Annotated in this window: 19 protein-coding genes; 11 read left to right on the forward strand and 8 right to left on the reverse strand. The window is 51.2% G+C overall.

The window, feature by feature from the left end:
* The first annotated feature begins 4 nt into the window (after window positions 1-4).
* On the forward strand, window positions 5-1,663 hold the full coding sequence (gene recN / locus ACT53G_RS01520) for a DNA repair protein RecN (RefSeq protein WP_476168508.1): 1,659 nt from the start codon (window positions 5-7) through the stop codon (window positions 1,661-1,663).
* On the opposite strand, the gene ACT53G_RS01525 is transcribed toward recN, so the two are convergent.
* Window positions 1,611-2,147: a DNA-deoxyinosine glycosylase gene (locus tag ACT53G_RS01525; protein ID WP_338657134.1), complete on the reverse strand. Its 537-nt coding sequence runs from the start codon at window positions 2,145-2,147 to the stop codon at window positions 1,611-1,613. The genes recN and ACT53G_RS01525 overlap by 53 nt on opposite strands.
* A gap of 92 nt (window positions 2,148-2,239) precedes the next feature.
* Window positions 2,240-2,662, reverse strand: a complete 423-nt coding sequence (gene fur, locus ACT53G_RS01530; protein WP_194747128.1) for a ferric iron uptake transcriptional regulator — start codon at window positions 2,660-2,662, stop codon at window positions 2,240-2,242.
* Between the two features lie 172 nt (window positions 2,663-2,834).
* Between fur and ACT53G_RS01535 the strand changes: the two genes are divergently transcribed.
* From ACT53G_RS01535 to ACT53G_RS01560, 6 genes are all read left to right on the forward strand, one after another.
* A complete protein-coding gene (locus ACT53G_RS01535; RefSeq protein ID WP_379077570.1) occupies window positions 2,835-5,171 on the forward strand; it encodes a L,D-transpeptidase Cds6 family protein in 2,337 nt (778 codons plus the stop codon).
* A 45-nt stretch (window positions 5,172-5,216) separates the two neighbouring features.
* The gene (dapB, locus tag ACT53G_RS01540) at window positions 5,217-6,023 is read left to right on the forward strand and encodes a 4-hydroxy-tetrahydrodipicolinate reductase (RefSeq protein ID WP_194747126.1); all 807 of its coding nucleotides are present in this window, start codon (window positions 5,217-5,219) and stop codon (window positions 6,021-6,023) included.
* Window positions 6,024-6,251: 228 nt separating this feature from the next.
* Entirely contained in the window at window positions 6,252-7,391 is a 1,140-nt protein-coding gene (carA, locus tag ACT53G_RS01545) for a glutamine-hydrolyzing carbamoyl-phosphate synthase small subunit (protein WP_476168509.1), read from the forward strand.
* On the forward strand, window positions 7,391-10,606 hold the full coding sequence (gene carB / locus ACT53G_RS01550; RefSeq protein WP_194747124.1) for a carbamoyl-phosphate synthase large subunit: 3,216 nt from the start codon (window positions 7,391-7,393) through the stop codon (window positions 10,604-10,606). The genes carA and carB overlap by 1 nt, the downstream gene beginning before the upstream one ends.
* Window positions 10,607-10,698: 92 nt before the next feature.
* Window positions 10,699-11,181 (forward strand): transcription elongation factor GreA, encoded by a 483-nt coding sequence (greA, locus tag ACT53G_RS01555; protein ID WP_194747123.1) that lies wholly within the window; start codon window positions 10,699-10,701, stop codon window positions 11,179-11,181.
* A gap of 58 nt (window positions 11,182-11,239) precedes the next feature.
* Window positions 11,240-11,695 carry a DUF4149 domain-containing protein gene (locus tag ACT53G_RS01560; protein WP_194747122.1) on the forward strand — a complete coding sequence of 152 codons (456 nt, stop codon included), beginning with the start codon at window positions 11,240-11,242 and terminating at the stop codon, window positions 11,693-11,695.
* 63 nt (window positions 11,696-11,758) lie between these two features.
* Here the strand turns inward: ACT53G_RS01560 and yhbY are convergent, their stop codons facing one another.
* Window positions 11,759-12,067: a ribosome assembly RNA-binding protein YhbY gene (gene yhbY / locus ACT53G_RS01565; RefSeq protein WP_194747121.1), complete on the reverse strand. Its 309-nt coding sequence runs from the start codon at window positions 12,065-12,067 to the stop codon at window positions 11,759-11,761.
* Window positions 12,068-12,122: 55 nt separating this feature from the next.
* Between yhbY and rlmE the strand changes: the two genes are divergently transcribed.
* The 4 genes from rlmE (at window position 12,123) to glmM (ending at window position 17,136) form a co-directional block, all read left to right on the forward strand.
* Entirely contained in the window at window positions 12,123-12,743 is a 621-nt protein-coding gene (gene rlmE / locus ACT53G_RS01570) for a 23S rRNA (uridine(2552)-2'-O)-methyltransferase RlmE (protein WP_194747120.1), read from the forward strand.
* Between the two features lie 147 nt (window positions 12,744-12,890).
* Entirely contained in the window at window positions 12,891-14,795 is a 1,905-nt protein-coding gene (gene ftsH / locus ACT53G_RS01575; protein ID WP_194747119.1) for an ATP-dependent zinc metalloprotease FtsH, read from the forward strand.
* Window positions 14,796-14,910: 115 nt separating this feature from the next.
* The gene (gene folP, locus ACT53G_RS01580) at window positions 14,911-15,735 is read left to right on the forward strand and encodes a dihydropteroate synthase (RefSeq protein WP_476168510.1); all 825 of its coding nucleotides are present in this window, start codon (window positions 14,911-14,913) and stop codon (window positions 15,733-15,735) included.
* A gap of 48 nt (window positions 15,736-15,783) precedes the next feature.
* Entirely contained in the window at window positions 15,784-17,136 is a 1,353-nt protein-coding gene (glmM, locus tag ACT53G_RS01585; RefSeq protein ID WP_194747117.1) for a phosphoglucosamine mutase, read from the forward strand.
* 212 nt (window positions 17,137-17,348) lie between these two features.
* Here glmM and ACT53G_RS01590 read toward each other — a convergent pair whose 3' ends face one another.
* The 5 genes from ACT53G_RS01590 to ACT53G_RS01610 all read right to left on the reverse strand — a co-directional run bounded on the left by ACT53G_RS01590 (window position 17,349) and on the right by ACT53G_RS01610 (window position 23,775).
* Entirely contained in the window at window positions 17,349-18,212 is an 864-nt protein-coding gene (locus ACT53G_RS01590) for a mechanosensitive ion channel family protein (protein ID WP_379077586.1), read from the reverse strand.
* A 38-nt stretch (window positions 18,213-18,250) separates the two neighbouring features.
* Window positions 18,251-20,200: an alpha-amylase family protein gene (locus ACT53G_RS01595; protein WP_476168511.1), complete on the reverse strand. Its 1,950-nt coding sequence runs from the start codon at window positions 20,198-20,200 to the stop codon at window positions 18,251-18,253.
* A gap of 29 nt (window positions 20,201-20,229) precedes the next feature.
* Complete coding sequence (locus ACT53G_RS01600; protein ID WP_476168512.1) at window positions 20,230-22,392, reverse strand: HAD-IIB family hydrolase; 2,163 nt, start codon at window positions 22,390-22,392, stop codon at window positions 20,230-20,232.
* A gap of 301 nt (window positions 22,393-22,693) precedes the next feature.
* Window positions 22,694-23,248 (reverse strand): flavin reductase family protein, encoded by a 555-nt coding sequence (locus tag ACT53G_RS01605; protein WP_476168513.1) that lies wholly within the window; start codon window positions 23,246-23,248, stop codon window positions 22,694-22,696.
* 2 nt (window positions 23,249-23,250) lie between these two features.
* The gene (locus ACT53G_RS01610) at window positions 23,251-23,775 is read right to left on the reverse strand and encodes a hypothetical protein (protein WP_476155165.1); all 525 of its coding nucleotides are present in this window, start codon (window positions 23,773-23,775) and stop codon (window positions 23,251-23,253) included.

The raw sequence follows: 23,775 nt of genomic DNA on the forward strand, positions 1-23,775 counted from the left end.
ATCTATGTTACAAGCCCTATCTATTCGAGATTTTGTCATTGTTGATGTGCTGGAACTGGAGTTCTCGGCAGGCTACACGGCACTCACCGGCGAGACCGGTGCAGGCAAATCGATTTTGATTGATGCGCTGTCGCTGAGTCTGGGCGCCAGGAACGAAGGCGATGTGACGCGCAAGGGCTGTGACAAAGCCGAGATTGCCACCACGTTTGATATTTCGGGTAACCAGGCGGCTGCAGACTGGTTGCGTGCACAAGAAATGGCCGTTGATGATAGCTTGATTCTGCGGCGCGTGATTTATGCCGACGGCCGCAGCCGTGCCTTTATTAACGGTGTTTCTGCAACCGTCGGGCAGTTGCGTGAAATCGGGGAGACGCTGATTGATATCTACAGCCAGAATGCACATCACTCCTTGTTAAAAATGGCCACCCAGCGAGAAATTCTGGATGCCTATGCGCAGGCAGTGCCTCTGGCCAAAGACGTGGCTAAAAGTTATAAAGCCTGGTTTCAAGTGCATCAGCAACAGTTGGCATTCGAGAAAAATGCCAGTGAGTATGCAGACGAATTGGCCCTGTTGCGTGACAGTACGCGGGAGTTATCACAGCTAGGCTTTGCGGCAGAAGAGTGGCTGGCCTTGCAGCAAGAGCACGTCAGGCTCAGTCATGGTGCCAGCCTGCTGACTGGCATGGAGGCGAGCTTGCAGATGATGAGTGAAGGCGAGGAGGTCAATGCGCTGGATTTGTTGTCGCAAGTGCAAGGCAAGCTCGCTGAATTGCAAGTCATCGATGCCGGATTGCAACCAATTGCAGAAACGGTCGATTCGGCGGTGATTCAGCTCGAAGAAGCGAGTCGGGCACTCAATCGGCATTTGCAAAAAAGTGAACTTGATCCCGAGCGTTTGGCTGAGGTGGAGTCACGTATTCAGACGATCCACACCGCGGCCCGCAAGTATCGGGTCAAGCCGGATGAGTTGCCAGCACTGCTGCAACAGCAGCAAAGCCGGATGGCTGAGCTGGAAACGTTTGCCGATGACGGAGCCTTGGCAAAACAGGTGCAGGCAGCGTGGCAGACTTATCAGCAACAAGCCGCCGCACTGTCTGCTGTCAGACACCAGGCGGCGCAAGCCTTATCCGAGACCATCACCGGACAAATGCAGGCACTGTCATTCAAAGGGGGGCGTTTTTCGGTGAGTCTGACGCCGGGCGAACCGGCTGCCTATGGCCTGGAACAAGTGGAGTTTATGGTGGCCGGTCATGCCGGGGTCGAGCCGCGGCCGCTCAATAAAGTCGCGTCAGGTGGCGAGTTGTCGCGGATCAGCCTGGCCTTGCAAGTGACCACCGCGTCATTAGGCACCGTACCCTGCATGATTTTTGATGAAGTGGATGTGGGCATTGGTGGCGGAGTGGCTGAAGTGGTGGGCCGTTTGTTGCGTGAACTCGGTCGACACAGGCAGGTGCTGGTCATCACCCACTTGGCGCAAGTGGCCTCGCAGGCGCAACAACATTTGCAAGTCAGCAAGTCTGAACAGCAAGGCGTGACCTTGAGCCGGATTCATGCGCTCAATGCGCATGAACGGATTGAAGAAATCGCGCGTATGCTGGGCGGTTTGCAGATTACAGAGGCGACTCGCCAGCATGCGAAAGAAATGCTGGGTGTGACAGCCTGACTTGTAGCGTTTGCCATTGTGCAAGCTTTTGCGCAACACTCAGGCTGGCGTGGGCCGGGCTTGTTGAAGGCAGGGTGATCTGCGGGATCGTGGTCTCTAAAACAACATGCTTTTTAAAGAGCTTTGCCGCTGCTTGACCATTAAAGGCAATACATTCTATGGTTGGAATGTGTTTGAGTAAGCCTGGAATATCATTTGCAATCACAGACTTCGCGACAATCGCACTATCCAGGCTGCCAGGTCGGCTGGCCGAGTGACACACATCCCATACCGCCAACTTGAGTGATTGCAACTGTTCACAGCGTTGCGCATAAGCCGTTTGTTTTGGAATCCCGAATAATGTTTCCATGATGTGCCAGAACGCGTTTTGCGGGTGCGCATAATATTGATGTTGCCGCAGGGAGGTCACTCCAGGCAGAGAACCCAGAATCAGGATTCGGGCGCCGGCACTGGCAATAGGTGGAAAACCAGCAGCACTATGCATGTGAATCTGTGGACTTAACATGCCTCTGATCGAGGCTGACAATCAAGCGTATCCAGGTCGGTGTTAAGACCTGAATAGTTGATGGTTGAATATCAGGATTCGTTACAAGACGTTTTTGTACATGTCCCATAAATAGTTAAAGAGTGGTCTTGCATGCTAAAGCCATATTTTTCGGCGGCAGCTTTCTGTCTCTTTTCGATCTCTTCATCATAAAACTCTTCTACCCGGCCACATTTGATGCAGACAATATGATCATGGTGAGTGCCTTCATTCATTTCAAACACGGCTTTGCCACTCTCAAAGTGATGGCGTACCAGCAAGCCTGCCTGCTCAAATTGCGTTAACACGCGGTAGACCGTTGCCAAGCCCACGTCTTCGCCGTTGGTGATCATGATCTTGTAGATATCCTCCGCGGACAGGTGGCGCTGCTCGCTGTTTTCAAATAGCTCCAGAATTTTTAAACGGGGCAGTGTTGCTTTGAGGCCTGCATTTTTGAGGTCTTTAGGATCATGCATAATTTTTGTCCGAGGGTTAAGTAGTATGGCGTACTTGATTCGCGAAACTACGTGGTATATTAATGTATGTAATGAATATACCGATTATAAAGTGAATCCAATGCGTAATTCTATCTTATTTGTGTTGGTTGTCGCATCTCTGGAGAGTGGGTGCGGCGCCAAGCTTCCATCAATGAAACCATTCAAGATGGACATCCAGCAGGGCAATGTGGTGACTTCAAAAATGTTAATGCAACTGCGGCCGGGTATGAACCGTTCGCAAGTCCGCTACATTATGGGGACACCGCTCATCGTAGATAGTTTCAGTGATAATCGCTGGGACTATTTTTACGAGTTACGCCAGCAAGGCCAAATTGTTGAAAAACGTCGGGTCATTCTGGATTTTGATAAGGACAGCCTAGTGGCTGTGCGTGGCGATGTGATTCCTTCGGCAGAGAACCCGGACATCAAAACCATTGTAGAAGCTCCGGTTAAAAAAGCTGAAGCGCCGAAAGAGGAGTCCTGGGCGGACAAGCTGAAATTCTGGGAGGGTGATGCTCAAGCGAAGGACGCTAAGCCAGCCAAAGCGGACTCAGTCAATAAAGCGGTCACTGCAACCCCTCCTGCACCAGCTCAACCAGCTGTCACTGCGCAGCAGATGGCCGATGAAGAAATTGTGCCGCATATCCCTGAGGGGGAATATAAGGCAGCCCCTGCGCCGCAAGAAATGGTGAAAGCGAATCCGGCAGAGGCGAGTACTCCGGCTTTGGCGGCCAGCACACAGGCCATGAATGAAAAAACCATGGCTGCCCAAATTGCAGACACCGTTGAGCCGCCGCCTGTCTTTGAACAGGATGCTGCGCCGCCTGTTGTGGTAGCACCTGCGGCTGAATCAAATACTGCAGCAAGCGCGGCTTCCACCGCGAGTGCTGCCTCAGCTGCAAATGCATCTGGCGTAAGTCCATCGGCCGCGGTCGCCGCGACGGCCGCTACCGTTGCTGTTGCTGAGGCTGCCCCTAAGTCAAAAAACAGCAAAAAATCAATCGCACCTAAACCGCAGACCAAGCCCTTGCCTGTTGCGCCGGTGGCTAAGCCAGCTTCACCATCGGCTACAGTCAACATGACTGAAGATGACGAGGTGATCCCTTATATTCCTGAGGGTGAATATGTCGCGCCTGTCATCCCAACCGAACAGGAAATGATCAAGGGCAATATGGCTGAAGCCAATCAGCCTGCGACGGATGCACAAGCGCATCAAGTGACTGAAAAAGGCGTTGCCCCAAAAGCAGAAGCAGCCAGCGAGCCAGCACCTACATTTATTGCGGAGCAGTTGCCAGAACCTGAACCCGAACCGGAGCTGCCGCCTCCACCTCCACCGTCAGTTTCAAAACCAGCTGTCAAAGAAGCGGTTGCGCAAGTGCCTACAGCTAAAGAGTCTGTGACGCCAAGCAGCCCTGCCGCCGCGCTTGCAGTGGCGCCTGTTGTTGCTGAGCCCGCTGCCTCTCCTCAGTCTGAAAGTCTGGCGGCTGCACCTGTCACGCCTGTATTACCACCAGAAGCTGTGCTTGCCAAGCCAGCCGAGCCTACTGTAGCGACCGTGGCAGAAAATGCTGCTGAGCCTTCTGCCGCTGTTGGTGATGCCGAGATTAATCAGGCAGTCGCCAATTGGGCGCAGGCCTGGCGTAGTAAGAATATTAAAACCTATCTGGCCGCCTACGCACCTGACTTTGTGCCAGAAAACTTGCCCAGTAAAGCGGCATGGGAGGCACAACGCAAGCAGCGCCTTTCTCCTAGCCAGGGCCCAATCACACTGGTCTTGAATAATATTGTGGTGCAGCGCGATGGTGCCTCTGCGGTGGTGCAGTTTGAACAAAAATATGCGGCCAAGGCTTACAAGGATGTGTTGAATAAGACGCTTGAAATGCGTTATGAGCCTAGCCAAAAACGCTGGTTAATTACGCGTGAGCGTACGGCAACGATTCCAGCCGTGGCTGCAGTAGCAGCAACGCCCAAGGTGATGTTGGCCGAAACGCCGACGGTTGCCCCTGCCATGGACCAGGCTGAAGTGGCAACACAACCTCCAGCCGCTACCCCTGAAGTCAGTGTAGAGGCGGCGGTGGATGCCTGGGCGCAGGCTTGGCGAAACAAAAATGTGAATGCTTATTTTGCTGCTTACTCGCCTGAGTTTGTGCCAGACGGGTTGCCTAGTCGCGGAGCTTGGGAGGCGCAACGTAAAAAACGCCTGTCTCCACAGCAAGGTAAAATCACGCTCGAAATCAGTGATGTGAGCGTGGCACGGGAAGGGGATAGTGCAGTGGTCACCTTCAATCAGAAGTATGCTTCTAAAGCCTATCGCGACGAAATGGTCAAACGTCTGCAACTCAAGCTGGATAACGCTAGCAAGCGCTGGTTGATCGTGCGTGAAAGTGCTGGCAATGGTGCAGAACTGCCAGCCACCAAGCAACAGGTGACGGCGCCAGAAGGTAGCGCAGAGCATCTGGATGGCGTGTTGGAGCAAATCGGTTTTTAATCCATTTGTCTAAAATAGTATATAAAACAGTAAGTTGAGCGAGTTATGTTGAAAGTAGTGATTGCAGGCGTGTCTGGCCGTATGGGGCATGCCCTGCTTGAAGGCGTTTTTTCTGATCCTGGCTTGCAACTGCATGCGGCCTTGGATCGTGCTGAAAGTGCCATGATTGGTCGAGATGCTGGTGAGCAGTTTGGCAAGTTGAGTGGCGTCAAAATTACTTCTGATGTTGAATCTGCATTGAAGGGGGCTGATGTGCTGGTGGACTTCACCCGTCCTGAAGCCAGTATGCAATATTTGCAAGCGTGTCAGCAGGCGCAGGTGAAGCTGGTGATTGGCACCACAGGGTTTAGCGAGGCTGAGAAAGTCAGTATTGAGGCAGCTGCCAAAAATATCGGGATTGTGTTTGCGCCCAATATGAGCGTGGGTGTCACCTTGCTGATTAACTTGGTTGAACAAGCCGCGCGCGTATTGAACCAAGGCTACGATATCGAAGTCGTCGAAATGCACCATCGCCATAAAGTCGATGCGCCGTCTGGCACGGCACTGCGCTTGGGCGAAGCCGCAGCCAAAGGCATAGACAAGGCACTGAAGGATTGTGCCGTGTATGCGCGTGAAGGTGTCACTGGTGAGCGTGAAGCGGGCACCATAGGCTTCGCAACCCTGCGCGGTGGCGATGTGGTGGGCGATCATACGGTGGTCCTGGCTGGTGTGGGTGAGCGTGTAGAGTTAACGCACAAGGCCTCCAGCCGGGCGACCTTTGCTCAGGGCGCGTTGCGCGCTGCCAAGTTTCTGGCAACCCAACAGGCCGGTTTGTTTGATATGCGAGATGTGCTTGGCTTTGACAAGAATTGATGGTTAAGCCGCTGATTTCACGCGGGCAATCATCATGCTTTAACATCCTCTGACAATACCTCGCCCTTGAGTGAGGCTTTAATCTAGGCTATAATGCCGCAATTCTGAACGGGAAGAGTCCAAAAAACTTTTCCCGTTTTGCACATCTACTCACCGCTGCATAGGGCCCTCGCAGGCATGTTGCGACCTTCAAAAGATGTGTTTCGATTCAAACTTAAGGAGCTAAAGGTGTCAAAAACAATTCCAGCGATTTTAGTGTTAGCAGATGGAACTGTTTTTAAGGGCATGAGCATTGGCGCTTCCGGTCATACAGTCGGTGAGGTGGTGTTCAATACTTCCATCACCGGTTATCAGGAAATTCTTACCGATCCTTCCTATACCGAACAAATTGTCACATTGACTTATCCGCATATTGGTAACTATGGTACCAATAGCGAAGATGTTGAATCTGGCAAAGTCTATGCTGCGGGTCTGATTATTCGTGACCTGCCCTTATTGGAAAGCAATTTCCGCAGTGAACAAAATCTTTCCGATTATCTCAAGACCAACAATGTAGTGGCGATTGCTGATATCGATACGCGCAAGTTGACCCGTATTTTGCGTGAGAAGGGTGCGCAAGCCGGCTGTATTATGGCGGGTGAGCATGTGGATGAAGCGCAGGCATTGGCCCATGCACAGGGCTTCCCTGGTCTTGCCGGGATGGATTTGGCTAAAGTGGTGAGCTGTACACAAGCCTATGAGTTTACCGAGCAGGAATGGCAATTAGGCGCAGGCTTTAGCAAAGCGGCTCAGCAACAGTTTCATGTAGTGGCATTTGACTATGGCGTGAAACGCAACATTCTGCGCATGCTGGTTTCACGTGGCTGTAAAGTCACCGTTTTGCCGGCCCAGGCAACTGCCGAACAAGCCTTGGCCTATCAGCCAGATGGCATTTTCCTGTCTAACGGCCCTGGTGATCCTGAGCCATGTGATTACGCAATTAAAGCGATCAAAACCTTGGTAGATTCAGGCATTCCCACCTTTGGGATCTGTCTGGGCCACCAGTTGCTAGCATTGGCCAGTGGTGCAAAAACCCTGAAAATGAAATTTGGTCATCACGGTGCCAACCATCCGGTACAGGATGTGGAAAGCAAGCGTGTGTATATCACCAGCCAGAACCATGGTTTTGCGGCTGACCCGGCGACGCTGCCTGCCAATGTCAAGGTGACGCATGTGTCATTGTTTGATGGCAGCCTGCAAGGGATCGCGCGTACAGACAAGCCAGCCTTCAGCTTCCAGGGACACCCGGAAGCCAGCCCAGGCCCGCAAGAAATGAGCGTGTTGTTTGACCGCTTTATCCAGTTAATGCAAGAAAGAAAGTCCATCTAATGGCAAAAAGAACTGACATTAAAAGTATTCTGATTATCGGTGCAGGTCCGATTGTCATTGGTCAAGCCTGTGAGTTTGATTACTCTGGCGCCCAAGCCTGTAAAGCCTTGCGGGAAGAGGGTTACCGGGTCATTTTGGTCAACTCCAATCCAGCCACCATCATGACTGACCCGGAAATGGCAGATGCGACTTACATCGAGCCCATTACCTGGCAAATCGTCGAAAAAATTATTGAAAAAGAGCGTCCTGATGCCTTGCTGCCAACCATGGGTGGGCAAACGGCATTGAACTGTGCCCTCGATCTGGACAAGCACGGCGTCTTGCAGAAATACAATGTGGAACTGATCGGCGCGACTAAAGAGGCGATTGATAAAGCCGAAGACCGTCAGAAGTTTAAAGAAGCCATGACCAAAATTGGCCTAGGTTCTGCACGTTCCGCGATTGCACATAGCCTCGAAGAAGCCTTGCAAGTGCAGGCCACGATTGGTTATCCAGCGATTATTCGCCCTTCGTTCACCATGGGCGGCAGTGGTGGTGGCATCGCCTACAATCGTGAAGAATTTATCGCCATTTGCGAGCGTGGCCTGGATGCCTCCCCAACCAACGAGTTGCTGATCGAAGAGTCGCTGCTGGGCTGGAAAGAATACGAGATGGAAGTGGTACGCGACAAAGCGGACAACTGCATCATTATCTGTTCGATTGAAAACCTGGATCCTATGGGCGTGCATACCGGTGACAGTATTACTGTTGCGCCAGCACAAACCCTGACCGACAAAGAATACCAGATCATGCGTAATGCCTCACTGGCCGTATTGCGTGAGATCGGGGTAGATACCGGTGGTTCCAACGTGCAGTTTGCCATCAACCCGAACGATGGCCGCATGATTGTGATTGAGATGAACCCGCGGGTGTCACGCTCCTCTGCGCTGGCATCCAAAGCAACAGGCTTTCCGATTGCCAAAGTCGCGGCCAAACTGGCGGTGGGTTTTACGCTGGATGAGTTGCGTAATGAAATTACCGGTGGTCAGACCCCGGCTTCATTTGAGCCATCGATTGACTATGTGGTCACTAAAGTGCCACGTTTTGCGTTTGAGAAATTTCCGCAGGCGGATAGCCGCTTGACGACCCAGATGAAATCTGTGGGTGAAGTCATGGCCATGGGTCGTAGCTTCCAGGAGTCTTTCCAGAAAGCGTTACGCGGTCTGGAAGTCGGTGTGGATGGTCTGGATTCGGTCACCGATGACAAAGACCGTATTGTCAAGGAAATGGGTGAGCCCGGTCCTGAGCGTATCTGGTACGTGGCGGACGCCTTCCGTTTGGGCATGAGTGTGGATGAAGTGTTTGATATCACCAAAATCGACCGCTGGTTCCTGGTGCAGATTGAAGAAATCATCAAACTCGAATTGTCATTGTCAGGCAAGTCGCTGGGGGATTTGACCAAAGAGACCCTGTTCCGCCTCAAACGTAAAGGCTTCTCTGACCGTCGACTGGCCAAGCTGTTGAGTACAGACCAGCATGCAGTGCGTGCTTTCCGTCAGGCGCTTAATGTGCGCCCGGTCTACAAGCGCGTAGATACCTGTGCGGCTGAGTTTGCCACCAACACGGCTTATATGTACTCCACCTATGAGGAAGAGTGCGAGTCCAATCCGTCGGACAAGAAAAAAATCATGGTGTTGGGCGGTGGTCCTAACCGCATTGGTCAGGGCATCGAGTTTGACTATTGCTGTGTGCACGCGGCCTTTGCCATGCGTGAAGATGGTTACGAAACCATCATGGTCAACTGTAACCCCGAAACCGTCTCTACCGATTACGACACCTCTGACCGTCTCTACTTTGAGCCGGTGACACTGGAAGACGTACTTGAAATCGTCAATATCGAAAAACCGGTGGGCGTGATTGTGCAGTATGGCGGCCAAACCCCGCTCAAGCTGGCGCGTGACCTCGAAAAAGCTGGCGTGCCTATCATTGGGACCACGCCAGATGCGATTGACCGTGCAGAAGACCGTGAACGCTTCCAACAAATGCTGCATAGTCTGAATCTGAAACAGCCGCCTAACCGCACGGCGCGTGCACCAGAAGAGGCGATTCGCCTGGCAACTGAAATCGGTTACCCGTTGGTGGTGCGTCCTTCTTATGTGCTGGGTGGTCGCGCGATGGAAATCGTGCATGAGCAAAGCCAGTTGGAGCGCTACATGCGTGAAGCGGTTAAGGTGTCTAATGAGTCCCCAGTTCTGCTGGACCGCTTCCTGAACGATGCGATTGAAGTAGACGTGGATGCTTTGAGCGACGGTGAAGATGTGTTGATCGGCGGCATCATGCAGCACGTGGAACAAGCTGGTGTGCACTCTGGTGACTCTGCCTGTTCACTGCCGCCTTACAGCCTGAGCGACGACCTGCAAGATGAGTTGCGCAGACAAACCGTACAAATGGCCAAAGCGCTGGGCGTGAAGGGCCTGATGAACGTACAGTTTGCCGTGCAGAACAGTGGGCAGGGCGATGTGGTATATGTGCTCGAAGTTAACCCGCGCGCATCCCGTACCGTACCGTTTGTGTCTAAAGCCTGTGGCTTGCAGCTGGCCAAAATTGCGGCACGTTGCATGGCAGGTCAGACGCTGAAATCTCAAGGCGTGACCAAAGAAGTGATTCCGCCTTATTACTCGGTGAAAGAAGCTGTGTTCCCCTTCATCAAGTTTCCGGGCGTGGATACCATCCTGGGGCCTGAAATGAAGTCCACTGGTGAAGTGATGGGTGTAGGCAATACTTTTGCCGAGGCTTTTGTGAAGTCACAATTGGGGGCCTCTGTGAAGATGCCTACCGGGGGCAGAGCCTTTATCAGCGTACGTAACGAAGATCACAAAAAAGTGATCGACATTGCGCAGGACCTGGTTAAACTCGGTTTCACGCTAGTGGCGACCAAAGGCACAGCGCGTGCACTGGCCGAGCAAGGTCTGGAGGTGACACCGGTGAACAAGGTCGCTGAAGGTCGTCCGCATATTGTCGACATGATCAAGAACGATGAGATCAGTTTGATTGTCAATGTCACAGAAGACAAAAAGGCGATTACTGACTCGTATGAGATTCGCCGCAGCGCGCTTCAGAACAAGGTGACTTATTACACAACCCTGGCGGGTGCGCGTGCCGCTTGTATCGGCATGGCACAAAGCAAGGATATGGATGTCTACTCGGTGCAAGACTTGCACAAACGCCTTGGTTAACATACACTAGGCTTAGTTGATATTTAAATAAGCCACGCTCATTCGGGTGTGGTTTATTTTTTTTATACTCATTTTTTGAAGGTATTTTCATCATGGCAGTCAATCAGATTCCTGTCACCGTGAAAGGTGCAGAATTGCTCAAAGAAGAATTACAACGTTTGCGCGCGGTGGATAGACCCAATATTATCCAGGCGATCGCTGAAGCGCGGGCACAAGGCGACTTGTCTGAGAACGCAGAGTATGAGTCAGCCAAAGAGCGGCAGAGCTTTATCGAAGGCCGGATTGCCGAGCTTGAGGCGAAATTGTCCAACCTGCAGATTATTGATCCAACCATGCTCAATGCAGAGGGTCGTGTGGTGTTTGGCGCGACCGTGAGATTTGAAGACCTGGATTCTGGCGATGCCAAAACCTACCAGATCGTGGGTGAGGACGAAGCCGATATCAAAAATGGCAAAATCTCGGTCAGTTCGCCAATTGCACGTGGCCTGATTGGCAAGTCTGAGGGGGAAGTCGTTGAAATCCAGTCTCCAGGCGGCGTGAAAGAGTACGAAATCATTGAGGTACTCTACGTTTAGTCCTTGCGATTGAATCATCTGGGATGCGTGAATAGCAGAAAATAGGAGCGTAGCAGCGATGGCCAAGCAATCAGGACTCACCGGATGGTTAAACCCGGTCTTACTTACGCTGTGGGTGGGGGCTTTGTGGATGACCGCCATCACCGCCAGTGTGCTGTTCAAAACCATTCCTGACCATATGCTGGCCGGAAACGTAGCAGGAAAGTTGTTTACCATTGTCAGCTACATTGGGCTTGTCAGCGGCTTGTGGTTGTTGATCCAGCGGCTGGCGAGTGACGGTTTTTCCGCATTCAAGCAAGGCCTGTTCTGGGTGATCCTCATCATGTGGATACTGGTCCTGATTGGCGAGTTTGGCATCCAGCCATTATTGGCTCAGCTCAAAGCCAGTGCCCTGCCAAACGATGTGATGCAAAGTGTGTTCGCCAGCCGCTTTAAAACCTGGCATGGTGTGGCGAGTATTGCTTATATGATTGAGTGTTTGTTAGGCGTCTGGTTGGTGGTCAAGTCGAACTGAGGCCAATAAAAAAACGCGCAAAAGAATGCGCGTTTTTTGTATCAGGCGTGTTTGTGAACGTGATTACAGCTTGGGGATCACGATCTTCGCTGAAGCTTTCACGGTTTCGCTGGCGCGATAAAACACCAGTTGTTTGCCGATATGGTGCACGGCGATGGCGCCCGCTTTATCGGCGATCTCTTCGAATAATGATTTACGCAAATCGCGGTCATCGCCCGCCACTTGCACTTTGATAAGCTCGTGGGCATTGAGGCTAACCTCGATTTCCTTGAGTACCGCGTCTGTCAGGCCATTGTTGCCTATCATGACTACCGGATTTAAATTGTGTGCCAGACCACGTAAATAAGCGATTTGTTTGCTGTTTAATTGCATGCAAAATATTCCTTGAAAACAGACCGCATTTTAGCATGAAGCAGGAATTCCCCCTATGAAACCCTCCAAAACCAGTAAAGCCTGGATGCAAGAGCATCTCAATGACGAATTCGTCAAGCGTGCGCAAAAAGACGGCTACCGTGCCCGCGCTGCTTATAAGCTGCTCGAAATTGACGATAAAGATAAATTGATCAAGCCTGGCATGACCGTAGTGGACCTGGGGTCTACACCTGGCAGCTGGTCACAGGTCGCGGTCCAGCGCATCAAAGGCCAGGGCCGCGTGATTGCACTGGATATTCTGGAGATGCATCCGATTCCCGGTGTGGAATTTATTTGCGGCGATTTTCGCGAAGAAACGGTGCTGCAGCAATTGGAGGCCTCGCTGAATGGCAAGCTGGTCGATCTGGTGATTGCCGACATGGCGCCTAACATGAGCGGACTCAAAGATGTTGACCAGGCAGGGGCAACGTATTTGACAGAGCTCGCCCTGGATTTTTGTCAGCATTGGTTGAAACCGGGCGGCAACTTTCTGGTCAAAGTCTTTATCGGCAGTGGCTTTGAGGAAATTGTGAAACAAATGCGTGGCCAGTTTGCCAAAGTAGTCACACGTAAACCTAAAGCCTCGCGTGATCGTAGCAGTGAAGTGTATCTGCTGGGCTTGCAGCGAAAAGCTTGAATTGCAATGCTTTTTTGCGTTTAGTTTGATCGCACAAGCAAAAAAATGGGTATACAATGCCATTGAAGGCTTGAAATTATAGGCTTTGCCTCCATTATTTTCTTAGGGATTCTCCCTGCCTTTCGTTTTTAAAGTTAAGGAACCACTTTGAATAATCTACTGAAGAATATCGCGATTTGGGTAGCAATTGCCTTGTTGCTGATGACGGTATTTAATCAATTTAGCGGCACGGGAAGAAGCAGTGGCCAGGTGGTTTACTCTCAGTTCATGCAAGAGGTCAAGGATGGCCGCGTAGCCAAGGTGCAGATTGATGGTCGCTCCTTGCATGTGACTACCAACGAGGGCAAAAACTATGAGACATTCTCGCCTTCCGATCCATGGTTGGTATCAGACCTGCTTAAAAATAACGTTATCGTAGAAGCCAAACCAGAAGAGCATGAATCCATGCTTATGAGCATTTTTGTCTCCTGGTTCCCTATGATTCTCTTGATCGGTGTCTGGATTTTCTTCATGCGCCAGATGCAAGGTGGCGGCAAGGGCGGTGGCCCATTCTCGTTCGGCAAGAGCAAGGCACGTCAACTGGATGAATCCAACAACAGCACCACATTTGCTGATGTGGCCGGTTGCGATGAAGCCAAAGAAGAAGTGGCTGAGTTGGTTGAATTCTTGAAGGATCCTAGCAAGTTTCAGAAACTGGGTGGCCGCATCCCGCGTGGCGTATTGATGGTAGGCCCGCCTGGGACCGGTAAGACATTGCTGGCCCGTGCGATTGCCGGTGAAGCCAAAGTCCCATTCTTCAGTATCTCTGGCTCTGACTTTGTGGAAATGTTTGTTGGCGTGGGTGCTGCGCGTGTGCGTGACATGTTTGAAACCGCCAAAAAGAACTCCCCTTGTATCGTATTTATTGATGAGATTGATGCGGTCGGTCGTCACCGCGGTGCCGGTACGGGTGGCGGTAACGATGAGCGCGAGCAAACGTTGAACCAGATGTTGGTTGAGATGGATGGTTTTGAGGCCAATTCCGGTGTGATCGTGATTGCAGCAACCAACCGTGCCGATGTTCTGGATAAAGCATTATTGCGTCCTGGCCGTTTTGACCGTCAGGTTATGGTCGGCTTGCCAGACATCAAAGGCCGTGAGCAAATCCTCAATGTTCATATGCGTAAAGTGCCCATTGATCCAGATGTTAGAGCGGATATTCTTGCCCGTGGTACACCAGGCTTTAGTGGTGCTGATCTGGCTAACCTAGTCAACGAAGCGGCGTTGTTCGCTGCACGTCGTAATAAACGCACGGTAGATATGCAAGATTTTGAGGATGCCAAAGACAAAATCTTCATGGGGCCAGAGCGCAAGTCTATGGTGATGCGTGAAGAGGAGCGTTTGAATACGGCCTATCATGAGTCCGGGCATGCGGTGGTTGCCAAGTTGCTGCCGAAAGCGGATCCTGTGCACAAGGTCACCATTATGCCGCGTGGCTGGGCGCTGGGCTTGACCTGGCAGTTGCCTGAGCATGACCGTATCAGCAATTACAAGGACAAAATGCTGGAAGATATCTCGATTCTGTTTGGTGGCCGGATTGCTGAAGAAATCTTCATGCACCAGATGTCTACCGGCGCTTCGAATGACTTTGAGCGTGCGACTAAAATGGCGCGTGACATGGTGACCAAGTTCGGGATGTCCGATTCGCTGGGGACCATGGTCTATGCAGGTAGCGAGCAGGATTCCTGGATGGGCAGTATGTCTTCACGGACCGTCTCAGAAGCCACGCAGCAAAAAGTCGATGCTGAAATTCGCCGTATCCTGGATGAGCAATATGCGATTGCGCGCAAATTGCTTGAAGATAACCGCGACAAAGTGGAGGCGATGACTAAAGCCTTGATGGAGTTCGAAACCATTGATGCTGATCAGGTCAATGACATTATGGCTGGTTTGCCAGTGCGTCCACCCAAGCAGAAAAATGGACCTACCATTAGTTCTGGTGGCAGTGGTTCAGGCACCATGGTAAACCCGGCACCACAACCAACGGCAAAAGGCGATGATACTGAGACCTAAAGCCTAACTAAAGATTGAGGTTCAGGTTGGCCACATGTTTGTGACAACCTGGCTTTCAGTTAAAATAACAAGGCTGGCTTTTGCCAGCCTTTGTTTTTTTGGAAATCAATGACCTATGCTCTTTCATTGTGGACGTTTTCGTCTCAATTTTGACCAGCCCCAAGTCATGGGTATCGTCAATGTTACGCCGGACTCCTTTTCCGATGGCGGTCAATTCCAGCAGGTGGATGCCGCGGTGCATCATGCGTTGACATTGATCGAACAAGGCGCCGCGGTGCTCGATATCGGTGGTGAGTCTACGCGGCCTAATGCGACACCTGTCTCCCTGACCGAAGAATTACAACGCGTGGTGCCGGTGATAGAGGCCCTGGTCGCACGCGATATTCCCGTTCCGATCTCTATTGATACTTATAAGCCTGCCGTGATGCAGGCCGCGATTGCGGCTGGCGCCAGCATCGTCAATGATGTAAGAGGCTTGCAGGAACCTGGCGCGCTTGAGGTGGTTGCCAAGAGCGATGCTGGTGTTTGCATCATGCATATGCAAGGCATGCCGCAAACCATGCAGCTGGATCCTCGCTATGAGGATGTGGTGGCGGAGGTGAAACTGTTTTTGCAGACCCAGCGTGATATGTGTCTGGCGGCAGGCATCGCCCAAGACCGGATTATGCTGGATCCAGGCTTTGGCTTTGGTAAAACGCGCGCGCACAATATTGCCCTGGCCAAGGCTTTGCCTGAATTTAGCGAACTGGGCTGCCCATTGCTGGTTGGCCTGTCGCGTAAATCGGTATTGGGACAAATGACGGGCAACGATGTCGACGCCAGATTGCACGCTAGTGTAGCTGCTGCCGTAATTAGTGCCATGCAAGGGGCACATCTTTTACGCGTGCACGATGTCAAGGCAACGGTTGAAGCACTCAAGGTGGTTGCTGCACTTAAATAGCCAGCTCAGCATGACCATACACAAGCATAACGATTAAAGGATACACACATGGGTAAGCAATATTTCGGTACAGATGGCATTCGCGGACGCGTTGGAGAGTCGGTGATTACGCCAGAGTTTGTCATGCGCTTGGGCTATGCAGCCGGACGTGTACTGGCCAGCCATGAACACTTGCCTGCGGGTAAACGCCCCACGGTACTGATAGGCAAAGATACGCGGATTTCTGGCTATATGCTGGAAGCGTCCCTGGAGGCCGGATTGTCTGCTGCTGGGGTGGATGTGCTGCTGACTGGCCCCATGCCGACGCCTGCCGTGGCTTATCTAACGCGTGCCTTGCGTGCGCAGGCCGGCATTGTGATTTCTGCTTCACACAACCCTTATTATGATAACGGGATCAAGTTTTTCTCTGCACAGGGCACCAAGTTACCGGACGAGATCGAGTATGCGATTGAGGCCGCGCTGGCTCAGCCCATGCAGGTCATGGATTCCGCGCAACTGGGCAAAGCGAAGCGTGTCGATGACGCAGCGGGCCGCTATGTCGAATTCTGTAAAAGCACGTTTCCCAATCACCTTGATCTGCGTGGCCTCAAAATTGTGCTCGATTGTGCGCATGGCGCCACCTACCATGTCGCGCCGCCGGTGTTCCATGAGTTGGGGGCAGACGTCATCGCTATAGGCAATCATCCTGATGGCCTCAATATTAACGAGCAGGTGGGTTCCACTCACCCGCAAGCCCTGCAAAAAGCCGTGGTGGAACATCAGGCAGATTTAGGCATTGCCTTTGATGGCGATGGCGACCGTGTCATGATGGTCGATGGTGCAGGTAAGCTGCTGGATGGTGACCAGTTACTTTATATTATTGCCATGGGCCTGTATGCCAAAGGCAAACTCAAGGGCGGCGTGGCCGGTACCCTCATGACAAATTTGGCCCTGGAACACGCCTTGCAAAAGCATCAGATTCCGTTTGGCCGTGCCAATGTCGGCGACCGCTATGTGTTGGAGCTGTTGCAGGAAAAAAACTGGAAACTGGGCGGGGAGAATTCTGGCCATATCCTCACGCTGGATAAACACTCGAGTGGTGATGCGATTATTGCCGCCCTGCAGGTGTTGCAGTCCTTGCGTGAAAGCGGCAAGTCCTTGCAACAGCTGGGTGCTGACCTGACGCTATATCCGCAGGTGTTGATTAATGTAACCACCAAACAAAAGCTGGACTTGAACCAGGCGGCCGTGCAAACAGCTGTGCAACAAGCTGAGGCTGCGCTTAATGGAGAAGGCAGGGTCTTGTTACGCGCTTCTGGCACTGAGCCCAAAATCCGCGTGATGGTCGAAGGGTTGAACCAGAGTTTGGTGCAAGCCCAGGCCGAGCATTTAGCACAAGTGATCCGTCAACTGACTAATTGAGCAAACAACATATAGACGAATTTTCTATTTTCACAAATGCCTCAGTTTGCTGGATGGGTCTGTGATATCTGAATTTATCAGCTACCTTCAGCCCTTCGGCTTACATATTTTTGTGGCCTAGTGTATCTGGCATTCTCTTGAGGTTGTTTTACCTGCGTTGTCAAAATATCACTTTGGCAGCCACAAGAAAGCGGAAGATTTCTCACTTTTTATCATGCGGCCTGTTTGCCTTGATAAACCGTAAGGTGTGGAAAGGGAATCTCAATACCTTCTGCATCAAAGGCATTCTTGATCCGTTTCAGGTACTCACGTTTGATGGTCCACTGCTGTAAAGGAAGTACCTTTAAACGACAGCGAATGACAACAGCAGAGTCTGCAAGATTGTCGACTCCAGCCATCTCCAGATTATCCAAAATAATAGGTTTAAATTCGTCGTCCATACATAAGTCTGCTCCAACTTGAAGCATGACTTGTATGACGCGTGCCACATTCTCTTTGTAAGCTACACCAATATCCATTACCGCATAAGCAAAATCCCGCGAGCGATTGGTTACCGTGCTGATCTGGCCATTGGGCACATAATGCACATTGCCTTCGTAATCGCGCATCTTCACATAACGCAGCGTAATTTCTTCCACCAAGCCAGCTTTGTCGGCAATTTCCACGACATCATCTTTGCGAATCTGGTTTTCGAGTAGCAGAAAAAAGCCATTAAAATAATCCTTGACCAAGCTCTGTGCGCCAAAGCCCACTGCCAAACCAACGACCCCGGCTGCCGCCAGTACCGGGGCAATTGAGATCCCAAGCTCATGCAGGATTTCAACCACGGTAATCGCCAGAATCACGGTGGTGACGATATACCGCAGCACCATGCTGAGCGTGTTGAGGCGTTTGATCTCTTCCAGGTTGTCTACTTGCCTGGAGTTGAGCTTATCTCTGAGTTTCACAATCAGGCTTTTGCTCAGCCGGTTGAGAAAATAAGCCACGCCAATAATGAAAAAAATACGAAGCAGGGTTTTTACCAGCGCCAGTATTTCCGCAGGTTGCTCTATTCCTAAGTATGTAAACCAAGACATGGTGTCAAACACTCCTTTCGATCAATAAAGTAAATGCACTAACTGGAGAGCCAGTAAGCGGTCAGGGTCGGGATTTCTAGAGTCTCCTGCTCGGTGGAGATCGTTGAGCCACTGCATAAATCCGTCATCATCCTGGCTTTAAACAGGCCGCGTTGCTTAAACGGCTGCAGGTTGACCTGTTGCGCTTGTGTGGCAAAGTTGGCAATTACCACCACGTTGGCATGCATGCCAGAGGGTACATAGCGGTGGAAGGCGAACAGGTGCGGATTGTCTTGTGTAATCAGCGCGCGGTTGTTTAAATCGGCAAAGGCTGAAGTCTCCTTGCGGATCGCAATCAGTTGCTTGATCTGGCTGAAAATCCGTTGTTCGACGGTGCCTGGCTGGTGACGACGCGCCATCACCTCCCAGTCCAGTGTCGGTCTGTGTACCCAGCGGTTGTCGTGCATTTTGTTTTCATCTTGCAGATAACTGTCGTTATTGAGCGTACCAACCGCATCGCCATAGTAAATCAGCGGGATCCCGCCAAACGACAAAATCAGGTTATGCAACAAGACGATGGTTTTGATCGCATTTTCAATCGCCAGCGGATCCTGTGTTTGCAGGGCCATTTCCAGCCCGGCCAGTGACGCCAGCGCACCAGATATGCGGGCATCGCCGGTTTTTTTGTTGACGCCAAAGGCAAAGCCGCGTGCATTCGATTCAGGGTAATGTCCGGTGTAATAATCGACCAAAAAGCGGCGATGTGACACCGGTTCAAATCCGGCTTCGATAATGGCTTTATCACTAAAGCCCAGACCAATATCATCATGGCAGCGGACATAATTGAGCCAGGTTGCGCGGTCCAGTTTTTCCGGCAAGTCCTCCACACCCTTGGTCAATAATACGGTACGTTTGGTGGCGACTGCATCCCAAAGCAGTGCCATAAACGTGGCGTTATAGGCAATTTCACATTCCTTGGCGTTGATGGCATCTTCACCAAAGTATTTGATAATTTCGGTCGGCGAAACTATCGCCTCGGCAATAAAGATCACGCCGGGGGCTGCAATCTGGCAACAATCCTTGAGCAATTGCAAAATCAGGTGGGCTTCGCGCTCGTTCTGGCAACTGCTACCGATTTTTTTCCACAAAAACGCTACGGCATCCAGCCGTAGAATATCTACGCCCTTGTTTGCCCAAAACAGGATGATGTCCACCATCTCAATGAACACAGCAGGGTTGGTGTAGTTGAGGTCCCACTGGTAATGATTAAAGACCGTCATCACCCATTTTCCAGTGTCGGCGTTAAAGGTAAAACTGCCTGGGGCCTGTTCAGGAAACACTTCCGGCATGGCGCTTTCAAACATGTCAGGCAGCGTGCGGTCAGGATACATGAAGTAATAATCCTGATAGGTCTGGTTGCCTTGTTTGGCTTGTTGCGCCCAGGCATGCTCATCTGAGGTATGGTTGACCACCACATCCAGCGTTAGCAGGATTCCGCACTGCTGCATGGCGGCAATCAACTGTTCCAAATCCTCCATGGTGCCATGGCGCCCATCCACTTTCCTAAAGTCGCGCACCGCATAGCCGCCATCATTCTCATGCGCCGGGCAGTCACAAATCGGCATGATATGCACGAGATTGATGCCGAGATCTTGCATATAGGGCAGCTTGTCACGCATATTGGCCAGGCTGCCCGCAAAGCCCTGGCTGTAGAGCGCCATACCCACCCACTTTTGCTGCATAAACCAGTCATGGTTTTTTTCGCGCTCCAGGTCTTTTGCGCGCAAATGTGGCGCGCGCTGTGCATATTGTGTCGCCAGCACTTCCACCAGCCGCCCCAGTTGTGGCTTAAAGTCTTCGCGCTGACCATAAAGATGCTGAAACAGCGAATAAATGGCGTAAAAGTTAGCGCCCAGCCGGGTATAAAAATAGTGCCAGTCTTTGCCAGCCGGTTGTTTGAACGAAGACAGAATCTCGTTCAACACCGCGTGGGAAATTTGTTCGTACATGTATCGAGGTCCTTGTTGATCTGATTATTTCAGGCTGTTGAGCTGCCAAATTTATAATGGCGCATGCCCTCCAGAATGCCGTGGGCATGCGTGGCCTCGGCAAAAAAGATCCGTGGCATGCCTTTTAAATGTGCCAATTCTTCGCTATGGTTACCCACTACGACGGCCATGGTGTCGCCCATCAGCATCTCAATATCATTGCCAGAGTCGCCTGCCACCAAGAAGTTGGCCAGTGGCAAATCCCATTTGTAAGACAAATAGCGAATGGCATGGCCTTTGGAAGCGCGAACCGGCAAGATATCCAGAAACTCACCATGTGAATAAATGATTTGCGCGTGCAGCCCCTGCTTGCGCAGATGCTGGCGGATTTTTTTCACAGGCGGCATCTTGCTGGCATCCACCACATAAGAAATTTTGAATTCACGCTGATTTTCAGCAGATTGCAGACGTAGCCCAGGCAACTCCGCTAACGCTTTTAGCAAGTCATCACGTCGCCATAAATGGCGGATATGGTTAGCCCAGCCGATATCTGGCGTGCGGTTGAGCCCATAGTGAATTTCCGAGCCGACGGAGGTAATGAGCACATCCGGGATAGGAATATTGTTTTTACGCAATATCTCAATCGCACTCTCCAGTGGGCGCCCGGTGGCGATGCCAAAAATGTTATAGCCGACATTGGCCACCAGCCATTCCACCAGGTCAAGCTGCCCCTGTTGGTTGCCAAGCAAGGTGTTGTCTATGTCTGTGATAAATGCATATTTTGCCAGCGGGATCGGTGACTTGCCTTGATGCAGCGCGACTTGCTGCTTGCGCAGATTTTTGCGTTGTTTTCTTAGCAGTTGGTGTACCTCTCTGACATATTTGTTCACATGACCCGCCCAGGTGTAATGGCGTTTGACGTTCAAGACGCCGCTCTTGGCCCATTTGCGCCAGCGTGCTTTATCCGTGAGAGCTGAGAGCAGTGCGTCTGCAATCGCATCGCTATTGAGTGTGTCTACAAGCAAGCCATGATGACAATTGGCCAGAATATCGCGCGGGCCGCCATCATCTGGCGCAATCACCGGCAGGCCGCAAGCCGCGGCTTCGAGCAAGGTCAGCCCAAAAGGCTCAGTAAAGGCGGCGTTGATAAATACGCCACGGCTTTTGGCCGCCATGCGGTACAGCTCTGGGATATCTTCTTGCGCATGACTTTTGGGAATTGCTACTTTGCCCCATAAGTCATAGGCATCAATATCCAGCAGCAATTCATTCAACACCTGTGCCTGCGATTTTTCCAGGTCTCGAATGCGCTCTCGGCTACCGGCGACCAGCACCAGGTTAGCCTTCTTTTGCAGCGCCGGGTGGCTGCCATAGGCGGCTAGCAAGCCCTTGATGTTTTTGCGCACCTCGGGCCGGCAAATACACAAAATCATCGGCTTTTTCGGGTCATGCAAAAAGCGACGGATACTCTGCTCCAGCGTTGCCGGTATTGTCCGGCGGCCTGGCGGCGAAAAGCGCGATGTGTCTGTGCCGGGCGGGATCACGCGGAAGCGCTGATGATCGGCTTGCGCATACATGCCATACTGCAGCTCAACCTCCTGGCGTGTGCTGGTCACGATCATCGAGGCATGCTGAATTAGCGCATCCTCCTCGGCAATGCGGCGCTCAAAATTAAACTGCTTTTCAATCTTGTCTGCCTTGCGGCCACTGGAAAGCAGCCGCGCCTGCTTGGGTTTGCCCAGTGAATGGCCAGTATGAATGAGCGGAATGCCCAGCAGCATAGACAACTGGCGGCCCACATAGCCGGCGTCGGCATAGTGGGAATGGATCACATCTGGCAAGCGTCCTTGTTGACGTAAATAGTGTAGGCAACGGTCCACCATCTGATCCAGATGTGGCCATAACAACTCTTTGCGGAGATAGCGCTTGGGCCCGCATGGAAAGCGGATAATGCGCGCCTTATCGCTAAGTTTCTCTTCAGGCTGCGCATAATCGCTCGCCACCTGCGGGTCGTCGATCAACCGCGTCATCAGGTCGACCTTGCCGACCTGCGGATGCTCCGCCAACGCATTTGCCAAATCCAGTACATAAGTGCATTGCCCGCCGGTATCGGCATCCACGCCCAGCTCAAGTTGCTGGCCACGAATCAAGCCATGTACGCTGATTAGCAACACGTACAAGGATTCTGAGGGTTCTTTTTTATTCACACGCATGGCTACCTCCACTGGCTCACCACAAAGCAAGGCAATTGCACCTCAGGCCTGGCAACTGCAATTGATCATGATGAAAAATGCTGCAGGACTTCACGTCCATTAGATTGAAAGATGCTGCTTGCATCCATGTTTTCCGCAAAGGAAATAAGCGGGATATCAGGCCTGTAATACCCCTATTTCAACTACAGGCTATTAAATTGACATCAATTTAAAATAAAAAGTTTCAACTTTTAACAAGATTGCAGGCAATAAAAAAGCCCTGACCAACAGGGCAGGGCTGATTTTTTGCATGAGTTAGAGGCTAGTAGGCTTGACCGGTAGCAAAGAATACGCCACCCGCAATATGGTGGATGGTGCGTAACTCGTCATGCCCCTCAAAATGCCATTGGCCATCACTAAATACACGCGCATCGGCATGCGCCGCGATCACTTCAGCAATAAACAAGTCGTAAGTGTTCTGGTTATGCGGCTCGGGGATGATTTTGCACTCCAGCCACGCCACGCAATCCTTCACCAGCGGCGCGCTGATCTTGTCTGCAGCAAAGGTCTCAATGCCATATTCCGCAAACTTGTCGCTGTATTGCAAATCGCGGCCGCTGATACTCCCTACCTTTTTCACCATCTCGATTTGTTTTACGCAGGGCAGGTTAATCGCAAAAGTCCCTTCTGCTTCCATCAGTTCGCGAGTGTAAGTTTTGCTGTCAATCACGACAGTGACTTTGGGTGGATTGAAGTCTAACGCGCAGACCCAGGCGGCGGCCATGATGTTACGTTGGCCGGCATGGGCAGCTGTGATGATGGTTGTGGGACCGTGGTTTATTAACTTAGTGGCTAGTGATAATGAGAGTCTACTCACAATTAATTTCTTAATTCTTTAAAGACGTCTTTAACTGTTTTGAAGATATCAAGATAGCTAATCATTAAAAACCATATTGAAGGCAAATATGCTAAGAATAATATTTGGTTGTAAATGGATACATTTACTCCATCATTAGTTAATATCATTTTAAAAGCAGTAAGTAATGCGCCCCATAAAACTGCAACTCCATAATAAATCGTTGCTTTAAAGGCTCGATCAGCTGCTAACAAACTAGCTGCATGATTTTCAGTTGGGACAGCACGAGCTCTACTATAAAGCAAACTGGTTAATGCAATAAGCGTAGCTAAGGGCCCTAAAATATAAATTCCCGTAGACTCAACTTTAGAATTTAATATTAATGATTCCGTTGTGACATAGATTATTGCAGCTGGAATACCATAAGTTGCTGTGTCTCTAAGAGCTTTAGAAATAATACTCAAAACTATTTCAATCGTTTTAATAATTAGATTTTTGCTTAATACGAAAAATCCTTTAAGTCTTTTGTAATAGTGACGGAATGTCAT

The organism is Methylophilus sp. DMC18, from assembly GCF_056314005.1.